Source organism: Nostoc sp. (genome assembly GCF_036917755.1).
Lineage (GTDB): Bacteria > Cyanobacteriota > Cyanobacteriia > Cyanobacteriales > Nostocaceae > Nostoc.
In genome coordinates, this window is sequence record NZ_JBALFC010000155.1 from 14,244 (window position 1) to 30,301 (window position 16,058).

The 16,058-nt window shown below is 40.3% G+C and carries 15 protein-coding genes and 3 pseudogenes; 9 read left to right on the plus strand and 9 right to left on the minus strand.

Annotated elements, in window-relative coordinates:
• Positions 1 to 349: 349 nt before the first annotated feature.
• Positions 350 to 1,384, minus strand: coding sequence for an L-histidine N(alpha)-methyltransferase (egtD, locus tag V7L05_RS32835; protein WP_335170464.1), 1,035 nt, complete (start codon positions 1,382 to 1,384; stop codon positions 350 to 352).
• A 605-nt stretch (positions 1,385 to 1,989) separates the two neighbouring features.
• On the opposite strand from egtD, the pseudogene V7L05_RS32840 reads away from it, so the two are divergent.
• A pseudogene (locus tag V7L05_RS32840) lies at positions 1,990 to 2,211 on the plus strand (magnesium chelatase domain-containing protein); the annotation flags it as partial.
• Between the two features lie 102 nt (positions 2,212 to 2,313).
• Positions 2,314 to 2,667 carry a hypothetical protein gene (locus V7L05_RS32845; RefSeq protein WP_335170465.1) on the plus strand — a complete coding sequence of 118 codons (354 nt, stop codon included), beginning with the start codon at positions 2,314 to 2,316 and terminating at the stop codon, positions 2,665 to 2,667.
• Positions 2,668 to 2,669: 2 nt separating this feature from the next.
• On the opposite strand, the gene V7L05_RS32850 is transcribed toward V7L05_RS32845, so the two are convergent.
• Both V7L05_RS32850 and V7L05_RS32855 read right to left on the minus strand, forming a co-directional pair.
• Positions 2,670 to 3,521, minus strand: coding sequence for a KilA-N domain-containing protein (locus V7L05_RS32850; RefSeq protein WP_335170466.1), 852 nt, complete (start codon positions 3,519 to 3,521; stop codon positions 2,670 to 2,672).
• 186 nt (positions 3,522 to 3,707) lie between these two features.
• Positions 3,708 to 4,418, minus strand: coding sequence for a hypothetical protein (locus V7L05_RS32855; RefSeq protein ID WP_335170467.1), 711 nt, complete (start codon positions 4,416 to 4,418; stop codon positions 3,708 to 3,710).
• Between the two features lie 571 nt (positions 4,419 to 4,989).
• On the opposite strand from V7L05_RS32855, the gene V7L05_RS32860 reads away from it, so the two are divergent.
• The gene (locus tag V7L05_RS32860; protein ID WP_335170468.1) at positions 4,990 to 5,919 is read left to right on the plus strand and encodes a P63C domain-containing protein; all 930 of its coding nucleotides are present in this window, start codon (positions 4,990 to 4,992) and stop codon (positions 5,917 to 5,919) included.
• 105 nt (positions 5,920 to 6,024) lie between these two features.
• Here V7L05_RS32860 and V7L05_RS32865 read toward each other — a convergent pair whose 3' ends face one another.
• The 5 genes and pseudogenes from V7L05_RS32865 to V7L05_RS32885 form a co-directional block, all read right to left on the minus strand.
• The gene (locus V7L05_RS32865) at positions 6,025 to 6,462 is read right to left on the minus strand and encodes a hypothetical protein (protein ID WP_335170469.1); all 438 of its coding nucleotides are present in this window, start codon (positions 6,460 to 6,462) and stop codon (positions 6,025 to 6,027) included.
• Between the two features lie 120 nt (positions 6,463 to 6,582).
• On the minus strand, positions 6,583 to 7,131 hold the full coding sequence (locus V7L05_RS32870; protein ID WP_335170470.1) for a DUF6262 family protein: 549 nt from the start codon (positions 7,129 to 7,131) through the stop codon (positions 6,583 to 6,585).
• Complete coding sequence (locus V7L05_RS32875; RefSeq protein WP_335170479.1) at positions 7,121 to 8,554, minus strand: tyrosine-type recombinase/integrase; 1,434 nt, start codon at positions 8,552 to 8,554, stop codon at positions 7,121 to 7,123. The genes V7L05_RS32870 and V7L05_RS32875 overlap by 11 nt, the downstream gene beginning before the upstream one ends.
• 21 nt (positions 8,555 to 8,575) lie before the next feature.
• Positions 8,576 to 8,716: pseudogene (locus V7L05_RS34935) on the minus strand (transposase); the annotation flags it as partial.
• The gene (locus tag V7L05_RS32885; protein WP_335170471.1) at positions 8,679 to 9,806 is read right to left on the minus strand and encodes a tyrosine-type recombinase/integrase; all 1,128 of its coding nucleotides are present in this window, start codon (positions 9,804 to 9,806) and stop codon (positions 8,679 to 8,681) included. The gene V7L05_RS32885 and the pseudogene V7L05_RS34935, both read right to left, overlap by 38 nt.
• Positions 9,807 to 9,929: 123 nt before the next feature.
• Here V7L05_RS32885 and V7L05_RS32890 point away from each other — a divergent pair.
• Positions 9,930 to 10,811, plus strand: a pseudogene (locus V7L05_RS32890) (YifB family Mg chelatase-like AAA ATPase); the annotation flags it as partial.
• Positions 10,812 to 10,909: 98 nt separating this feature from the next.
• On the plus strand, positions 10,910 to 11,284 hold the full coding sequence (locus V7L05_RS32895) for a hypothetical protein (RefSeq protein ID WP_335170472.1): 375 nt from the start codon (positions 10,910 to 10,912) through the stop codon (positions 11,282 to 11,284).
• 114 nt (positions 11,285 to 11,398) lie between these two features.
• Here the strand turns inward: V7L05_RS32895 and V7L05_RS32900 are convergent, their stop codons facing one another.
• The gene (locus V7L05_RS32900; protein ID WP_335170474.1) at positions 11,399 to 11,758 is read right to left on the minus strand and encodes a hypothetical protein; all 360 of its coding nucleotides are present in this window, start codon (positions 11,756 to 11,758) and stop codon (positions 11,399 to 11,401) included.
• Between the two features lie 232 nt (positions 11,759 to 11,990).
• Between V7L05_RS32900 and V7L05_RS32905 the strand changes: the two genes are divergently transcribed.
• From V7L05_RS32905 to V7L05_RS32920, 4 genes are all read left to right on the plus strand, one after another.
• Positions 11,991 to 12,998, plus strand: a complete 1,008-nt coding sequence (locus V7L05_RS32905; protein ID WP_335170475.1) for a YihY/virulence factor BrkB family protein — start codon at positions 11,991 to 11,993, stop codon at positions 12,996 to 12,998.
• A gap of 182 nt (positions 12,999 to 13,180) precedes the next feature.
• Positions 13,181 to 13,732, plus strand: a complete 552-nt coding sequence (locus tag V7L05_RS32910) for a DUF421 domain-containing protein (protein WP_334948039.1) — start codon at positions 13,181 to 13,183, stop codon at positions 13,730 to 13,732.
• 40 nt (positions 13,733 to 13,772) lie between these two features.
• Positions 13,773 to 15,068, plus strand: coding sequence for an adenylosuccinate lyase (purB, locus tag V7L05_RS32915; RefSeq protein ID WP_335170476.1), 1,296 nt, complete (start codon positions 13,773 to 13,775; stop codon positions 15,066 to 15,068).
• Positions 15,069 to 15,280: 212 nt separating this feature from the next.
• Positions 15,281 to 15,826 (plus strand): DUF4126 domain-containing protein, encoded by a 546-nt coding sequence (locus tag V7L05_RS32920; protein WP_335170477.1) that lies wholly within the window; start codon positions 15,281 to 15,283, stop codon positions 15,824 to 15,826.
• Positions 15,827 to 16,058 lie beyond the last annotated feature (232 nt).

The window sequence follows — 16,058 nt, forward strand, 5'->3', positions numbered from 1 at the left end:
GGTCAATCGTTAGCTTTTCCACATGACCTGAATTGTCAGCTTGTTGTGGTGGGACGAATATCATTTATAGCGGTTCTCGTTTGTATGCAATATACTTTGACCTCTCTCCTAAAAGGAGAGAGGCTTTGAGTGTTACTCCCCAACGCTTGTAGGGGAGCCAGTGCGTTGCGGTGAGGCAGTCGCTCAGAGGGGGCTTTTTAGATCCCCCCTTAAAAAAGGGGGGTTAGGGGGGAGTGCGCTTCGCGCACGCTACGCGAACGAGGTTTCAGGTTTTGAGTGCGTAAGTCCTAAGGTCTATATTGGACTCAACTGAGAACCACTATATATGTGAGACATACCCTGATTTGATTTATGCTTGCAGTTGACAGAGCAGTAAACCAAACCATTGATTTGGATCTGTCCACACATGAAGAGGTAATAAACTATGTGCGGTGAGTTGCTGCTTGATGGTATTAAGGTCAAATTTGCGAGAAATTTCAGTGAGGATAGTCTCACCTAGTGCAAAATTAACCTTGAGGTCAAGAGCGCGTAATTCTACAATTTGCGATCGCAGGCTGCGTAAATGCATTTCTATTTGATGCTCACTTTCATTGTAAAACGCCCAGTGTTCAAATTGCATGGTGTTGAAATTCCCCTGAAAGCGCTGATTTAAATGCTCCAGCATATTGAGGTTAAATTCTGCCGTCACTCCTTGGCTGTCGTTATAAGCTGGTTCCAAAATCTGTTTCGGCTTTCGCAAATCTATCCCCAACAAGAAATACTCACCTACTTGTAGGGCTTCTGTAATTTGAGAGAAGAACACATCACACTCATCAGGTCTAAGATTACCTAAACTGCTACCAATAAAACAAATCATCCGACTGGGTAATTGCGTCGGTTGGAGTTGTGCAAGGGCTAATTCATAGGTTCCCGCTAGTGCATAAACTTGCAGTAAGGGGTAATCTTCTAATAACTGCTTCGCACTACTTTCCAACATACCTGCACAGACATCAATTGGTAGGTAGTGCAGGGGATAGCCTAGCTGCTGGTAGGCATCTAGTAAAATGCGGGTTTTGCTAGAACTGCCACTACCAAGTTCTACTAATTCACAAGCCCCAGTTATCTTGGCAATTTCGCCAGCAAACTGCTGTAAAATCGTTGTTTCTGTGCGTGTGAGGTAATATTCTGGTAAATCACAGATTTGCTCAAACAGATCAGAACCACGGTCATCATAAAAGTAACAGGGGGGTAGAGATTTAGGTGTTTGAGTTAATCCCTTAACCACATCACTCCCAGCACTAGATGCAACTATTTGAGTTGCTCCTACCAAACGCTCTATCTGCAAGCGTTTTTCAACGCTGTTTTGAGAAGTAAGATTGCTGATGACAGCTTTAGATATCGACATGAAACCTCCGTTTGCTTGGCGTAATAGGCTACCTTTGATGGCAGACCTTTACCCCAATCAGTGAAACACATAGCGGTAGCTAATAAAATCATGCCTGAGCTATATTGCTCAAGCTTTAAAGAAACAGGCGAACCGAGGTAAGCAAGTAAACGGCACATTATGAATATTCCACCTTCTATTAACACAATTATTGGGCAGCAGCCTTACCCGCTTTTATTCACCTGTTGTGCAACCAACAGCAAACAGTAGCGAATACCAAAGAAAGTTGCGCCGTTTCATCGGTCTGAATAATATTACAAATGTAAAATTTTTTAGCTGTTATTTATTAATATGCCTGTTATCTTATTGCTTGTTTGTATTTATAACTTCTGTAATATTACGTAAATAAGTTTCAGGAATTTGGCAATTTTGTTGAAAAATATTGTTGTTATTTGATTATTACTTTTTATACTTTATCCTCCCTAACCCTTCTTAAAAACGCTTGTCAACTTTTCCAACAAACAAGAACCAGATAATTTGATCCAAAAATCGTCTCTGTAGTTTCACTAATGCCAATCTACCGACTCATCTGCTAAAGATTTGAAAGGTTTACTGTTATATAAGAAATGCTTGCTAGAGTCTGGAGTGCATCAATTGTGGGCATCGATGCCGTCAAAGTAGGCGTAGAAGTCGATGTGTCAGGGGGATTGCCGGGAATTGTTGTCTTGGGACTACCAGATTCAGCGATTCAAGAATCAAGAGAAAGAGTCAAAGCAACGCTGAAGAATGCCGGTTTTGCCTTTCCCATGCGAAAAATTGTGATCAATTTAACCCCAGCAGATTTACGCAATTATCTATAGCTAAAATCTAACAAAGCTTGCTGGACAAATACTTTACTTTGTGGATATGTTTACAAAGTAAAGTATTTGTCCAGCGTTATGAAAAGTTTTTTGAAAATTCCATCTTTGCTATTGGGACTCCTAAAACCAAAATCTAACAAACCTGAAATTGAAAGCTATGGTCAAAACGATACTAGGCTAGAAGTAGAACAAATTCAAGAAATTATCGAGTGGATATTTGCCAGTCTGCTGAATGCAGGATACCTTGGTAGGTCGCATTTGATCTGGGATTTAGGCAATCAAAGCTGGAAACAAGTAGCACTGATGGGACTTTTAAAGGATGAGCCAGTGTTTTTGTATCGTTGCAGCGATAGAACATCGCCGGCTCCAGAGCATAGCTGCTGGCGATTAATGCCGGAACATCCTTCATTGAGAATTTATCAGCTAGAAACTGAAGAAAGTTAAGTCTATTTACCTAAAATTATTGTAGAGCCTTGAGCCGCTAAAACAACTCTACGGGCTGCTTGAGAACATGCTTGCCGACAAGATTGATTTCCCTGTAGATCATTGGTTTCAATTTCGTCGTCAGCTAATGCTTCCGCAAAGCTAAGGGCTGTCAACTGTTTTCTGCTTAATTTATCTCTAAGTCGCTGGGATTTTTTGATTAACCCTAAAACTTCTTTTAACTTTTTGGATCGTCCTCCTAGAATTTCTACATTAATCGCATCGGCACATTCAGCAAAACCATTTCGCTGCTGCTGCCATCCAACACCATGAGATCCAAGAACATTCGTATGTTGCTTGTAATTCTCAATGCTATTTATACGGTCTTGAATCCAATCATCGGACTTTCCTTGATTTTCCCATCCTTTTATAGCTCTATCTTTTCCTCTGTTGTAAGCAAGTTCTGGGTTAGCTTCCTCCTCAATTCGGTCTTTAAGGGCAGTTAAAGTCCATTGATGAAATTGCACCGAAATAGTTTGTGCATAGTCAATTGCTAATTCCGAAGTAGCATACGTTGCAGGATATCTTCCATGCTTAATAGTCTCAATAATGCCCGGAATTTCAGAGATGGTGTAACGAGTTTTAAACTTCTTGCCCCTTTTGGCTTGGATTCGGATGGGCAAGATGCCCGTCGTAAGAACCAAATTTTCAAATAATTCTTGAGTTTTATCAAGGCGCTTCCAGTCTCGTGGGTTCTTGTTCATTGGCTGTCCAGCAGCCTTCCACATATCAGTTAAATTAACTAGACCGTCGCTTACCCGACGATGAACTAGATAACCTTCGTATTTGAGTTCTGTTTCGTTGTTTTTTGCCATAATTTCCTTTGGGATACACAGATGATGAAGATTGGGGGCAAACGTATTAATATGTGCGTATCAGCTTTTGGACAATACCCTGCCACCTGAATCCTTACGAAAAAACTATGCTATCCAACTAGCAAGCCTTGAACGTTAATTAGCGTTTAAGGCTTATATTTTATGCCAGGATATATCTGAGACTGTCTATCCAGCTTTTTGTTTTATAAGAGTAGTTATAACCTTTTCATACTCTTTTTGAAGTTGTTGAAGTTGTTTGTCTTTCTCAACAAGCTCTTTCTTCAAAATGTCAAACATGAACGGAAACTCATCCTCGTTAAACTCTGCTAAATTAGGTAATTTAGTCTCTTGATTTTTGACATTATCGAAATCAGAAACTGTTGATTCTGTCCTTTCTTGTTGAAGGTTTTTTGCTTCTTGATGATTTATTTCAGTAGAGCCAACTGGTTCATATGTACTGGTTTCACTGATTTGGTCTTGATAGATGCCACTGTCACCTGTTGATTTTTTCTTCTTTTGACCATCGATAAATCTTTCGTAACTATATTTTTGTTCTTGGATTACTTGGTCGATGTCTTGTAGTTTCACTTCTTCACGAACAAAATATAGCCATGTACCCCTTGGCCCACATTTTTCCCGAACTAATGGTGGGAAAATTAAGCGTGTATTATTCTTGCTGTTTGCTAGACGACTAAGGATGGATGAAGACGCTGAATCAGAATAGAGTAAATAGTGCATTACATCTCTAGATCCGATTCCTCTCTCTTTAGTTTTTGCAAACCGAATAAGCAGTATTTCTGGTTCGCTACAACGATATAGAGTATTGATGATTCTCTTCTGTTCAGAGTCAATATTTAAAGTTTGACTATTGGTGAATAAATTGGTATTATTAGACATAACAAGGTACGCCTCCTTTTAGGGGGTTGTAGAGTTAACTAAAAAGTGTATGGGTTCCTCTTTCAGAAAGAATGACTCCGCCGCCAAGCTGAAGGTTCTTCTGATGAGTTCCCCAATACACATAAAAAGACTAACATGATAAGCGATTTTGTTGCAATAACAAAATCGCTTTTTTTCAATTTTATTTAAACTACTAAGCAAGATTATTTCTGGGATAAAAAAAGATTTTAGCAAGAAAGTTTCAAGCGAGAATCAAGCGAAGAGTAACGACAAAACTACTAATATTTAGGACAAGCGTTAGGACTAAAGCTACTTAAGCATTGAATTATAAGGGTTTTGGAGAAAATGATGCCGATACGAAGTTGCAAATAAGCTGTAAAAACAGCCCGCCTTAAAAGACTGTTTATCGCCCGCGCAGATTTTTTCCAGATGGATGCCTATCGCCCGCCTTACAGCACTTGCTAAATAAAGATTTTTTATTCTTTACCTCTTGACATTGCCCGCGCTTATTGGAGATAATATAGCCCATATATCGCCCGCGTCAACAAATCCCCTTTGCCCGCATCAACTCATGGAAATTGAAGATATTAGCCCTGAAGAGGATGATTCTTTAAAAAATTATATTGAGTCTGAAAAAGAAGATATTTCTTTTCCTCAATCGCCTTTTGCTAAACATTCTGGTACTTTAAGCCTTGGTGACGAGCCTATTGACTGTTACGTTCTGGACACAAAACAAAGAGTCATTAGTTTAAGAGGTGGTGTCAAAGCTTTAGCCAATGTCAAAACTGGAAAGTTCAGCAACTATGTTCGTATTGAAGGCTTAAGAGACTATTTAGATAGTGAATTAATTTTGTCCAGCACAATTGAGTTTTATATTCCTGGTACACCACCTCCAAGCACTGGTAAAGGAATAACTGCTGAAAATTTTCTAGACATCTGTAGTGCTTACATCAGGGCATTGTCTGATGGAAAGTTAGCTACAAATAGGCAAAAAGAAATCGCAATAAGATGTGGAGTGCTGCTTGCCGCCTGTTCTAAGGTCGGATTGGTTGCTTTAATTGATGAAGCAACTGGTTATCAATACGAAAGAGAATCTGATGCACTTCAGGTAAAAATAAGAGCTTTTATAGCTGACGAATTAAGAAATTGGGAAAAAACCTTTCCTGATGAGTTGTGGGAGGAATTTGGTCGTCTTACCAATTGGAGTAAGCCTTTGCGCTATAGACCTAAATGGTGGGGCAAGTTAGTCATGGAGCTTATTTACCACGCGCTAGATCCTGATGTGGCTGAATATCTAAAAACGCATAAACCACCGCCAAGACACGGTAGGAACTATCATCAATGGTTTACGGGTGACTATGGACTCAAAAAACTTATCCCTCATATCTACAAAGTGATTGGTATCGCAAAAACTTGTTCAAACATTCAAGAGCTTCGTAGCAAAGTTGCTTACCACTACAGAAATGCAGACCTTCAACTCTCCCTTGATTTTCCTGAATAGTGAAGAGGTACAGCCTCTTTGTTGTAGAAGTCTTTTACAACGTCAAAGTATTATGTAGCTTACGTTGTAGACGTTGTGGTATAGATAATGCGGCTCTGTACGATATCACTGATCCCTCATCCACTCTGAACAAGATTCACAAAACCCAAACTCCCAAGAAAAACCTGGCATGATTCCCCCGCATCTACTACATTCCGTTAAAGGATTAACGCTGCTACATTTTGAATTGCTGCATATACCTTCATACTCCCCATTAGCAATAAGGGTTTCTTGGTAACAGTCTGGGCAGGTAGTGAAAGGATTATCTACCCACTTATTTGCTGCGTACTTACTCTTTAATTCCTTAATAATTTGATCGCGCTTACGTTGAAATTTTTTAAGCTTAACTTGAATGTCTTGATTCCACTTCTGTCTTCGCTCTCTATCTATTCGTTTCCATATTGAATCGATAGTATGTATCTTCTTCTGAAGTTCTAAACTTTTAACAGAAGCTTCAATATTTATCTGAAGTTCCTTGACAAGGAAATTGTCAATTAATTCCAAAAATTTTGAAATATTTGTCCAAAGACGATGCTTGTTAGTGGAAACCTTATAATGCTCAAACTGATTTCTGATATCTTGGATAGTTCTGATAACTTCAAGTTCATCTTTAGAAAATATAACTTATTCATCTTTAATGGTATTGCTAATCCCATCTTGCATTTTTTTGTTTGAGAGAGATGGAACATTAGATTTTTTAGACGCAGAAGGCTTAGGTGAGCGAGAAAGACATTCATCTAATTCTTTTTTTAACCTAGCATTCTCTGCCTCTAGTCTCTCCAACCGATGCTCTATTTCAGAAGCTTGAAGGATACGCCCATAAATTGCTTCGTGCTGGTCACGTAACCCCCTGTTCTCAGCTTCAACCCTTTTAATTCTTTCTTTTAGGGTTTTAATGATTGCATCTTTGGAAGCATCTGAGCTTTTTTGTTTTGGTGGTATTTCCTTGATTTTTGAGTTATTTTCCCTGAGATGTTCTATCCGAGCCTTAATATCAGGCTCTTTATAAAGCCAAGCCTTACTCAGCCCAGAAGCCTTGGCAACAGTATTAAAGTTTATAACTCGTTGCTCTTTGATGAGTTTCTGAATTCCTTGCTCAACTTTCTCAAATGCCTCTTGGCGTTTCCTTTGAGCATTGCCACGTAGTCCATCAATATTGCGTTCAACCGTCATTTGCATCCACCTCCAACACGGAAATGATGTTTTCTAGATTAGTTTTAATTTTCTGGTTCATCTCAACTTGGCGCACCCATCCATTTGCTTCCGCTTTTTGAATAATCTGGTTGGTCTGTTCTAACTGCTGTCTGTGTTCTTCTAAATACTCAGAAGTTGTACGAAAGTGAGTACAGGTCAAACAAGCATTAGCGTGGGGACACCCTTGAGAAATAGTAGGTAAAGCACAGGAGCCATTTGGTAATGCTTGAGCTTGAATGTTTCGCTTAAACCATTGCAAATCAGTTACATCTGCTTCTATGTTGTTTGGCTCGACAACCTGCCCTGAAATATTGACAATTTTGCCTTGAAACTTGGCAATTTCTTCTTTCATTGTCTGGTCGTGGATGTGGGCATAAACAGCAGTCATATTAGGAGATTCATGTCCTAAATATCTCTGAACAATGTGCTGAGGAACACCATTATTTATCATCCGTGTTCCCACCGTATGACGAAACTGATGGTTTTGAAAATGCCATAGATTACCAGAGTTGCTGCAAATATTTCTTCTTTTAGCTAAACGGTTAAGATGATTAGGTAACGTTTTCCGCAGCATTACATGAGGGGATGGAATAAAATCAGGTCTGACTGCCCCTACATTTGAACAGAATAAATAGTTAAATTCTTTCTGAGTAAAATGCTTACGAATGTATTTCTGTTGTTCTTGAATGACTCTTACAACCTCTCTTGAGATAGGTATAGTAATTTCCTTTTTCATCTTGAATTGGTAATATTTTAAAAACCAATCTCCAGATTTATCCTGCAATAAACAATCAAAGCTAAGATTTACTAGCTCTGAAATTCGCATACCACACTCTTGCAATACTAATATCATTCGCATTATTGGCTCTGCCAAATCATCCAAGTATTGATTAAGTTGTTGCATTACTTCTTCTGGAATGTAGCGAGGGAGTCTTTTTTCTATCTTAGGAAAATCTTCAGGACGAACCAAATACCTTCGGACATCAAGCCATTGATATTGATAAGCGGAATCAAAAAACAGTTTTGCATCACTAATACACTTGTATCTGGTACTTGATGCTAATTTTTGACTTGCTAAATATATTGTATATTCAGTGATAACATCGCGGTTTATCTTTTCTGGGGTAATATTTGGGTAGTTTTCTGAAAAAAACTTTGATAATTTTCTGATTGAACTGAGTTTTTCTTGTACAGAAGCGAATGTGATGGAACTCAGGCAAACTTTTAAATAAGTTTTCGCCGTTTCTTTCATCCAGTCCTGTTTTATAGGAGCGAAATTTAGTTTATAACTGGATTTTCCTACACCACCATCAACTCCCAATGCTCGACAATCCCAAATATCTTTAGAATACTCATGTTTAGGATTAACACTTACTTCCTTAGATTCTTGAATTAAAGCCAATGCCTCCGGTGTAAAAGTTTTGTAGCACTGCTTACATATATAAATTTGGGTACCTGATGAATTTTTCCCATTTTTCCTAAAACTGGTGCTTTTACACCTTGGGCAGTTGATAAATTGATAGACTTTATTCTGCCTCTGGACTGCTGGCTGATTCTGTATCATATCTCTTGTTCAAATATTGGTTATATTCTCTTTTCATGTCTTCATTGTTGACATGAACATAGGTATCTATTGTGGTTTGAATACTTGCGTGGTTTAGTCGCTTTTGGACATAAGCCATTCCCACGCCTTCACGAACTAGTTCTGTAGCGTGTGTATGTCTAAGCATGTGGGGATGAGCAGCAATGCCAGTTTTCCTTTTGAGGCGATTGAACAAATCCATGACATTGTTGTATGTCATCGCGGAGCCAATCTCTCCATCCCAAAGATTTACAAAAACATAGTCACTGAGGTCATCACCAAGTATTTCCATGAATTCATCTTGTAAATATTGGCTATAAAGTCCCATCAATTCTTTTGTTACATCGACATTGTAGGGAGAATTGCCTTTAGCACGAGCGCCATTAGCATTGTCGTCTCTAGGGATAACAATGATTAGATTATCCCAAGACTGAATGTCTTCATGCCTTAGACCTAGTGCTTGCCCAATTCGCATACCGCTTTCATGCAGTAAACAAATCAAAAATTTATCCCTAATTCGCTTGCAACTATCAATAAGTTGTTTGACCTGCTCAGATGAAAGTGTTTTTGGATAATGCTTTGGTTCTTTGAGCTTGAGTAAACGAGTTTTTGTCGGTTTGCTTTTAGTTATGTGATGCAAGAAGCTTTTATACTTCCTACCTGGCATGATCTGTGACCGATAGAGAGGAATATGTGGTACTTTGCCCGTTTTTTCGTGGAAATCGTAAAGCATACAGACTGAAGTCAGAATCACGTTTACAGTTGATTCTGTACGCTTGGCGACTACTTCTTGCATTGATGCAATTTTTTGAGGATTAGGACTTCTAAGCCATGCCATAAATTCGGCAAGTTCAATTACGCTAACTTGTATCCAATCCAAATCGTAGGTTTGAAGATATTCCCAATAAAGACTGAGGTGATGAGCGTAAGACCTAATTGTATTTGGCGATCGCTCAATGCTTTCTAAATAAGCTAGATACTGCTGAATTGGTTCTATGGGAAGATAGTCATCCCCTAGTACAATCCAGGTTACTTTCTCGCTATTGGGGATGCGTACCCTTTGAACTTTCATTTACTTTGTAGACTTTATGGACTGTGTGGAATTGCTCAATTTTAAATAGTCTACACAGTGCAGTTGTACTTGTCAAGTTGTTGTTGTTTACTTTGTAGAATTGTTTTTAAGAGCTAAAGATAATTAATTTTTGTCGGGCCACCTGGTAGTGGCAAAACCATGTTAGCGCGGCGCTTACCAGGAATTTTACCGCCCCTGAGTTTTGCGGAATCTTTAGAAGTGACTCGCATCCATTCGGTGGCTGGTTTATTGAAAAACCGTGGTTCGTTGGTGCGCGATCGCCCTTTTCGCAGCCCCCACCACTCGGCATCCGGGCCTTCTCTTGTCGGTGGTGGTAGCTTCCCTCGTCCTGGAGAAATATCATTATCTCACAGGGGCGTGCTTTTTCTGGATGAACTCACGGAATTTAAACGTGATGTTTTAGAATTTCTGCGCCAGCCTTTGGAAGATGGCTATGTGACAATTTCGCGCACCAAACTATCGGTAACGTTTCCCGCCCAGTTTACTTTGGTGGCGAGTACCAATCCCTGTCCATGCGGTTACTATGGCGATACCATTCAACAATGTACTTGTTCTCCCCGTCAACGCGAGCAATATTGGGCAAAACTTTCTGGGCCGTTGATGGATCGAATTGATTTACAAGTTGCGGTGAATCGCTTGAAACCAGAAGAAATTACCCAACAACCTACCGGAGAAGCATCAACATCAGTACGGGAACGGGTGCAACAAGCAAGTGATCGCGCAATTACCCGCTTCCAAGAAGAACCAAATCTGCGTTGCAATGCCCACATGCAAAGTCGTCATCTCCAGAAATGGTGTAAGTTAGATGATGCTAGTCGCAATTTATTAGAAGTAGCAATTAGAAAATTAGGTTTATCGGCAAGAGCAAGCGATCGCGTTCTCAAAGTAGGGCGGACTATTGCAGATTTAGCAGGAGACGATGAGCTAAAAACCAATCATGTAGCAGAAGCGATTCAGTATCGCACAATTGATAGAATGCAGTAGAAATCTTGTTATGATGCCTTAAGTTTGTTAAGGGTTGACGGAGATACTTTGTGTTAGCAGCAGCTAGAACAGCAAGGCTAAAGCTATGATTATAATAAATGAGTAAGAGTCAAAACTTTATGGAAATAAATACTTTAGCAGAATCACAGACCGCAAATTTAAAAGTCAATATTTTGCTGGAAACTAGAGAAGATGGTCGCGCGATCGCATCTATTTTGAAACTTCCCCAATATCATGTCGAAGCAGCAACTCGTGAACAGGCACTCTTGATACTAAACCAGCTTTTGGTTCAACATCTGGACAAAGTTGAAGTCATTCCGATGGAAATCAAATTACCTCAAACTGAGCAATCTCAAAAACCTTGGATGAAATTTGCAGGAGTATTTAAAGATGATCCAGACTTTGACGTAGTTCAACAGTATATTCAAGAGTATCGTCAAGAATTGGATGCTACTGATACCATTTCTTTGTGAGGCTGCGCCAAACCCTTTTAACTTCTTTCTTTCTTTCTTTCTTTCTTTCTTTCTTTACTTTGTGTCCTTTGCGTCCTTTGCGGTTCGTTTATCTTTCTTGTACTTAAATATGGTTTAGCGCATCTTCATACAGAATTGGTATGAGAATGCAGCAGATTCTGGTACGCAGAGGGAAGCAAGTTGAGTCTTTGGATTCTCGATTCTGAAAGGAGGATCGTAAAATCCTGAGAGTGCAAGTATTGGTGACACCAACAACAATATGACTGTCCCTTCTAGTAAATCACCTGCGGCACGGTGATAGAGATACCTGCGCCGCACGACATCCACAGAGGCTTTTTCCGGTTCCGTAATTTCAGACAATCCCTCATACCACTCTGGGAAAAATTGCTCGTCTTCAACACGAACAAAACCGAATCGATTTTCTGCATCCTGAAGAGTGGTAATCGCTTCTGTAATTGCTGCCGTCTGTGTCATTGCTTTTAGGTAACAGTTGCTTTGCTAGATTATCAAAATCAGCGCATCTTTATTATCGCCAATTGGCGCCGCAGCTACGCCCATCGTAGACATCGCCTTGTCATGTCACTATAAAATTCTAAATTCCTCCTCAAGAACACTGCACAAACTCCCTTGGGTGGATGTGGCTAGTTAAGAAATAAGTATCCAATATATCAGGAACTAAGCGGCATTCCTTAAGGAGACTGATTGGATGAATTTGCAGGCGATTTGGAAGTTATTACAAGAGACATTCAAAGAATGGAGTGAGGATAAAGCCTCACGGTTAGCGGCGGCGTTAGCTTATTACACGATTTTTTCGATTGCACCCTTGCTGATTATTGTAATTGCGATCGCAGGGTCAGTATTTGGAGAAGAGGCGGCAAGGGGTCAAATCGTTGGACAAATTCAAGGCTTAGTTGGCAAAGATGGCGCAGCATTTATCCAAACAGCCATTCAGAATGCTAACAAACCACAAACAGGTGCGATCGCTTCCATCATTAGTGTTGTAGTTTTGCTATTAGGTGCTACTGGTCTATTTACCGAGTTGCAAGATTCCCTCAACACGATTTGGGAAGTGAAACCGAAACCCGGACGCGGTGTAACTAACATCATTCGCCTACGCTTTTTGTCCTTTGCAATGGTGATCGGGATTGGCTTTTTACTTTTAGTTTCTCTGGTAATTAGTACGGCGTTAGCAGCATTAGTAACATACTTTAGCAACTTGATACCAGGTGTAGACTTCCTCTGGCAAATTCTCAATTTCATCGTCTCTTTTGCCATCACTACGTTCCTGTTTGGACTCATTTTTAAAGTTTTACCAGATGTCAAAATTGCTTGGAGTGATGTTTTAATTGGAGCTATGCTCACCTCCTTTTTGTTTTCTATTGGTAAGTTTTTATTAGGACAGTATTTAGGTAATGGCAGTTTTGGTTCAGCCTATGGTGCTGCTGGTTCATTGGTAGTGATTTTAGCTTGGGTTAACTATGCTGCACAAATTCTTTTCTTCGGTGCAGAGTTTACCCAAGTTTATGCCAGAAGGTACGGAAGTGGCATAACCCCAACGAAGAATGCCATACCTCTGTCTGATAACACAAAACATAATGGCACGAATCCAACGGAGCAAGCAAAAAAGCCATCTTCTCGCTTTATTAATCGCTTATTCCAGTCTTTCAAAAAGCCCAAGCGCTTAAAACAGAAAAGAAAAAATCAGCGATTTTAATCCCTAATTGTTGGAGGTTTATATTTTTAAATCTGATATAGATTAAAGTATTTAACCTCTAATGAAAATCACTTGTATGAAATAAATCACATATAATTATAGATAATTACTCTGTGTTTATAAATAACCTTAGACTGGATTTTTTCCAGAAGTCTATTGAAAAAGGAAGAAAATCAGTGCTAATGGAAAAATGGTTTTTCATCAATTGGCAGGCAATCTTTATTCCTAGCATCAGCGTCTTTGAGTTGATTATCCGTGGGTCGCTGGTCTATTTGGCGCTGTTCTCAGTGCTACGCGTGCTTCCTAGCCGACAACTAGGAACTCTAGGAATCACTGATTTACTCGTAGTTGTGCTATTTGCTGAAGCTGCCCAAAATGCTATGGCAAGTAATTATACATCGATTACTGAAGGCGCTATCCTGGTAGGAACAGTGATTTTTTGGAGCTACTTGCTGAACTGGTTAGGCTATAAAATACCACAGTTCCAACGTTTTATGAATCAACCGCCACTGCTATTGGTAAAAAATGGTCGGATGATTCAGCGCCATTTGCAACGAGAGTTAATTACAGACGATGAGTTGATGAGCAAGTTACGTCAGCAAGGTGTGGAATTTTTAGCAGATGTGAAGTTTGCATATATGGAGGCTGACGGTAGGATTAGTATCATCACCTCGGATTCAAAAACTAGTTCCGTCCCTGAGCAAAAAGCAGCACTAAAAAGTGATCTACATTAATTAGACTGTAGAATATGACGGTTGTATTCTGTGCCAAACTGTGATCGAGCGTTATACTTTGCCCGAAATGGCTAATCTGTGGAGTGAAGCCTATAAACTAAAAACTTGGCTGCAAGTCGAAATTGCTGTTTGTGAGGCTCAAGCTGAACTGGGTTACATTCCATCTCAGGCGGTTGAGGAAATTAAGGCCAAGGCAGATTTTGACCCGAAGCGGGTACTGGAAATTGAGGCTGTAGTCCGCCACGATGTTATCGCTTTCTTGACAAATGTCAATGAATATGTAGGTGATGCCGGACGCTATATTCACCTGGGTTTAACTAGTTCCGATGTTTTGGATACAGCATTAGCACTGCAATTGGTTGCCAGCCTGGATATATTATTGCAACGTCTGGAAGATTTGATTCAGGTAATTCGCCAAAAAGCACGAGAACATCGTCATACAGTGATGGCTGGCCGATCGCATGGTATTCATGCTGAACCGATCACTTTTGGTTTCAAGCTAGCTGGCTGGTTAGCAGAAGTGTTGCGACACCAAGAACGTCTAAGAATACTCCGCCAAACGATCGCTGTGGGTAAGATTTCTGGTGCAGTGGGAACCTATGCGAATGTTGAACCGCGTATAGAAGCGATCGCTTGCCAAAAACTCGGACTCAAACCCGATACGGCCTCAACGCAAGTTATTTCGCGCGATCGCCACGCCGACTACGTGCAACAATTAGCTTTGGTAGCGGCATCCATCGAACGTTTTGCTGTAGAAATTCGCAATCTGCAAAAAACAGATGTTTTGGAAGTTGAAGAATTCTTCGCCAAAGGTCAAAAAGGTTCCTCAGCAATGCCACACAAGCGTAATCCCATCCGTTCGGAACGGCTAACGGGAATGGCGCGACTCGTCAGAAGTCATGCAGGTGCAGCTTTGGAAAACGTTGCTCTCTGGCATGAGAGGGATATTTCCCATAGTTCTGTAGAACGGGTGATATTGCCCGATGCTTGCACATTGACGCATTTTATGTTGGTAGAAATAACCGACTTGGTGAAAAACCTGTTGGTCTATCCTGAGAACATGAAACGAAATCTCAACTGTTACGGCGGCGTTGTGTTCAGTCAAAAAGTGCTACTGGCTTTGATAGACAAGGGAAGCAACCGAGAAGAAGCTTATGCGATCGTTCAAGAAAGCGCTCACACCGCTTGGAACAAGCCTGAAGGTAATTTCCAGGACTTAATTAGCAAAGACCCTCGCGTTACTCAAAAGTTGTCCCCAGCAGAACTAGAGGTATGTTTTGACCCCCAGCAGCATCTGACGCATTTAGAAGAGGTTTACCAAAGGTTGGGTATTTAGGATTAATTTGCTTGTAGTGAGCGCTTAAGCGCTCACTACTAAACTGTTAACCAAAAAATACGCAAATGCTGTCAAAAAAGAAGATATTAAAATACCAAAAATCTTTAATATTTCATTGCTAAAGACTGTCAGTTTGGTGCTGGAATTTTTGCCAATTATGGGTAGTATAAATAACAAATATCTACTTATTTATTAGTGCTTCGAGTGCCTTAATGATTGAAATTCTAGCCACACTTTCAGCCTCCGCAGCAGCAGGAATGAGAATAGGCATACCTTTGTTAATTATTGGACTATTGCAGGGTAGTAACTTGTGGTCACAAGTTCCAATTTTATCTCACATTTCTCCACCAATATTATTAGGCTGCCTCACCAGTTGGTCATTAATTGAATTATTCGCCTCAAAAAAGCTATGGGGGCAAAGATTGCTCCAACTATTTCAATTATTCATGTCTCCCGTCGTGGGCGCAATTATGGGGTTAGCAGTAGCTACCGCAACAGCAACACCAAACTGGCTGATTGCCATAATTGGGGGTTTGTTAGCTTTAGTACTCCAGCTAGTTCAAGTTGGTTGGTTCTATCGGTTACGTGGCTTACCGTTGTGGGCAGTCTTTCTTCAAGATACCTTATGTATTGCTCTAGTACTTTTTGCCTTTGGTGCTCCCTGGCAAGGAGGATTAATTGCTTTAGTTCTGCTCTGGTTTGCAGTTCGGAGCGCGAGGCAGTGGTATTACTGGTATCACAAAGGGCATAGGGCATAGCGCATAGCGCATGGGGCACGGGGCATGGGGCATCAGGAACTAGGGACAAGGAGAGAAGTCTAAAGTTCAGGCTTCCTTAGATGGCGTAGCTATCTCCAACGGAGTATAGAACTTTGGGGAACAAAGGAAGAGTTTTACAATGCCCAATGCCCAATGCCCAATGCCCAATGCCCAATGCCCAATGCCCAATGCCCAATGCCCAATGCCCAATGCCCAATGCCCAATGCCCAAT

Bases quoted from the DNA above. Each gene is read 5' to 3' on its own strand.
- egtD (WP_335170464.1), bottom strand. From the start codon at position 1,384: ATGTCGATATCTAAAGCTGTCATCAGCAATCTTACTTCTCAAAACAGC.
- V7L05_RS32850 (WP_335170466.1), bottom strand. From the start codon at position 3,521: ATGGCAAAAAACAACGAAACAGAACTCAAATACGAAGGTTATCTAGTT.
- V7L05_RS32855 (WP_335170467.1), bottom strand. From the start codon at position 4,418: ATGTCTAATAATACCAATTTATTCACCAATAGTCAAACTTTAAATATT.
- V7L05_RS32860 (WP_335170468.1), top strand. From the start codon at position 4,990: ATGGAAATTGAAGATATTAGCCCTGAAGAGGATGATTCTTTAAAAAAT.
- V7L05_RS32870 (WP_335170470.1), bottom strand. From the start codon at position 7,131: ATGACGGTTGAACGCAATATTGATGGACTACGTGGCAATGCTCAAAGG.
- V7L05_RS32885 (WP_335170471.1), bottom strand. From the start codon at position 9,806: ATGAAAGTTCAAAGGGTACGCATCCCCAATAGCGAGAAAGTAACCTGG.
- V7L05_RS32895 (WP_335170472.1), top strand. From the start codon at position 10,910: ATGAGTAAGAGTCAAAACTTTATGGAAATAAATACTTTAGCAGAATCA.
- V7L05_RS32900 (WP_335170474.1), bottom strand. From the start codon at position 11,758: ATGACACAGACGGCAGCAATTACAGAAGCGATTACCACTCTTCAGGAT.
- V7L05_RS32905 (WP_335170475.1), top strand. From the start codon at position 11,991: ATGAATTTGCAGGCGATTTGGAAGTTATTACAAGAGACATTCAAAGAA.
- V7L05_RS32910 (WP_334948039.1), top strand. From the start codon at position 13,181: ATGGAAAAATGGTTTTTCATCAATTGGCAGGCAATCTTTATTCCTAGC.
- V7L05_RS32920 (WP_335170477.1), top strand. From the start codon at position 15,281: ATGATTGAAATTCTAGCCACACTTTCAGCCTCCGCAGCAGCAGGAATG.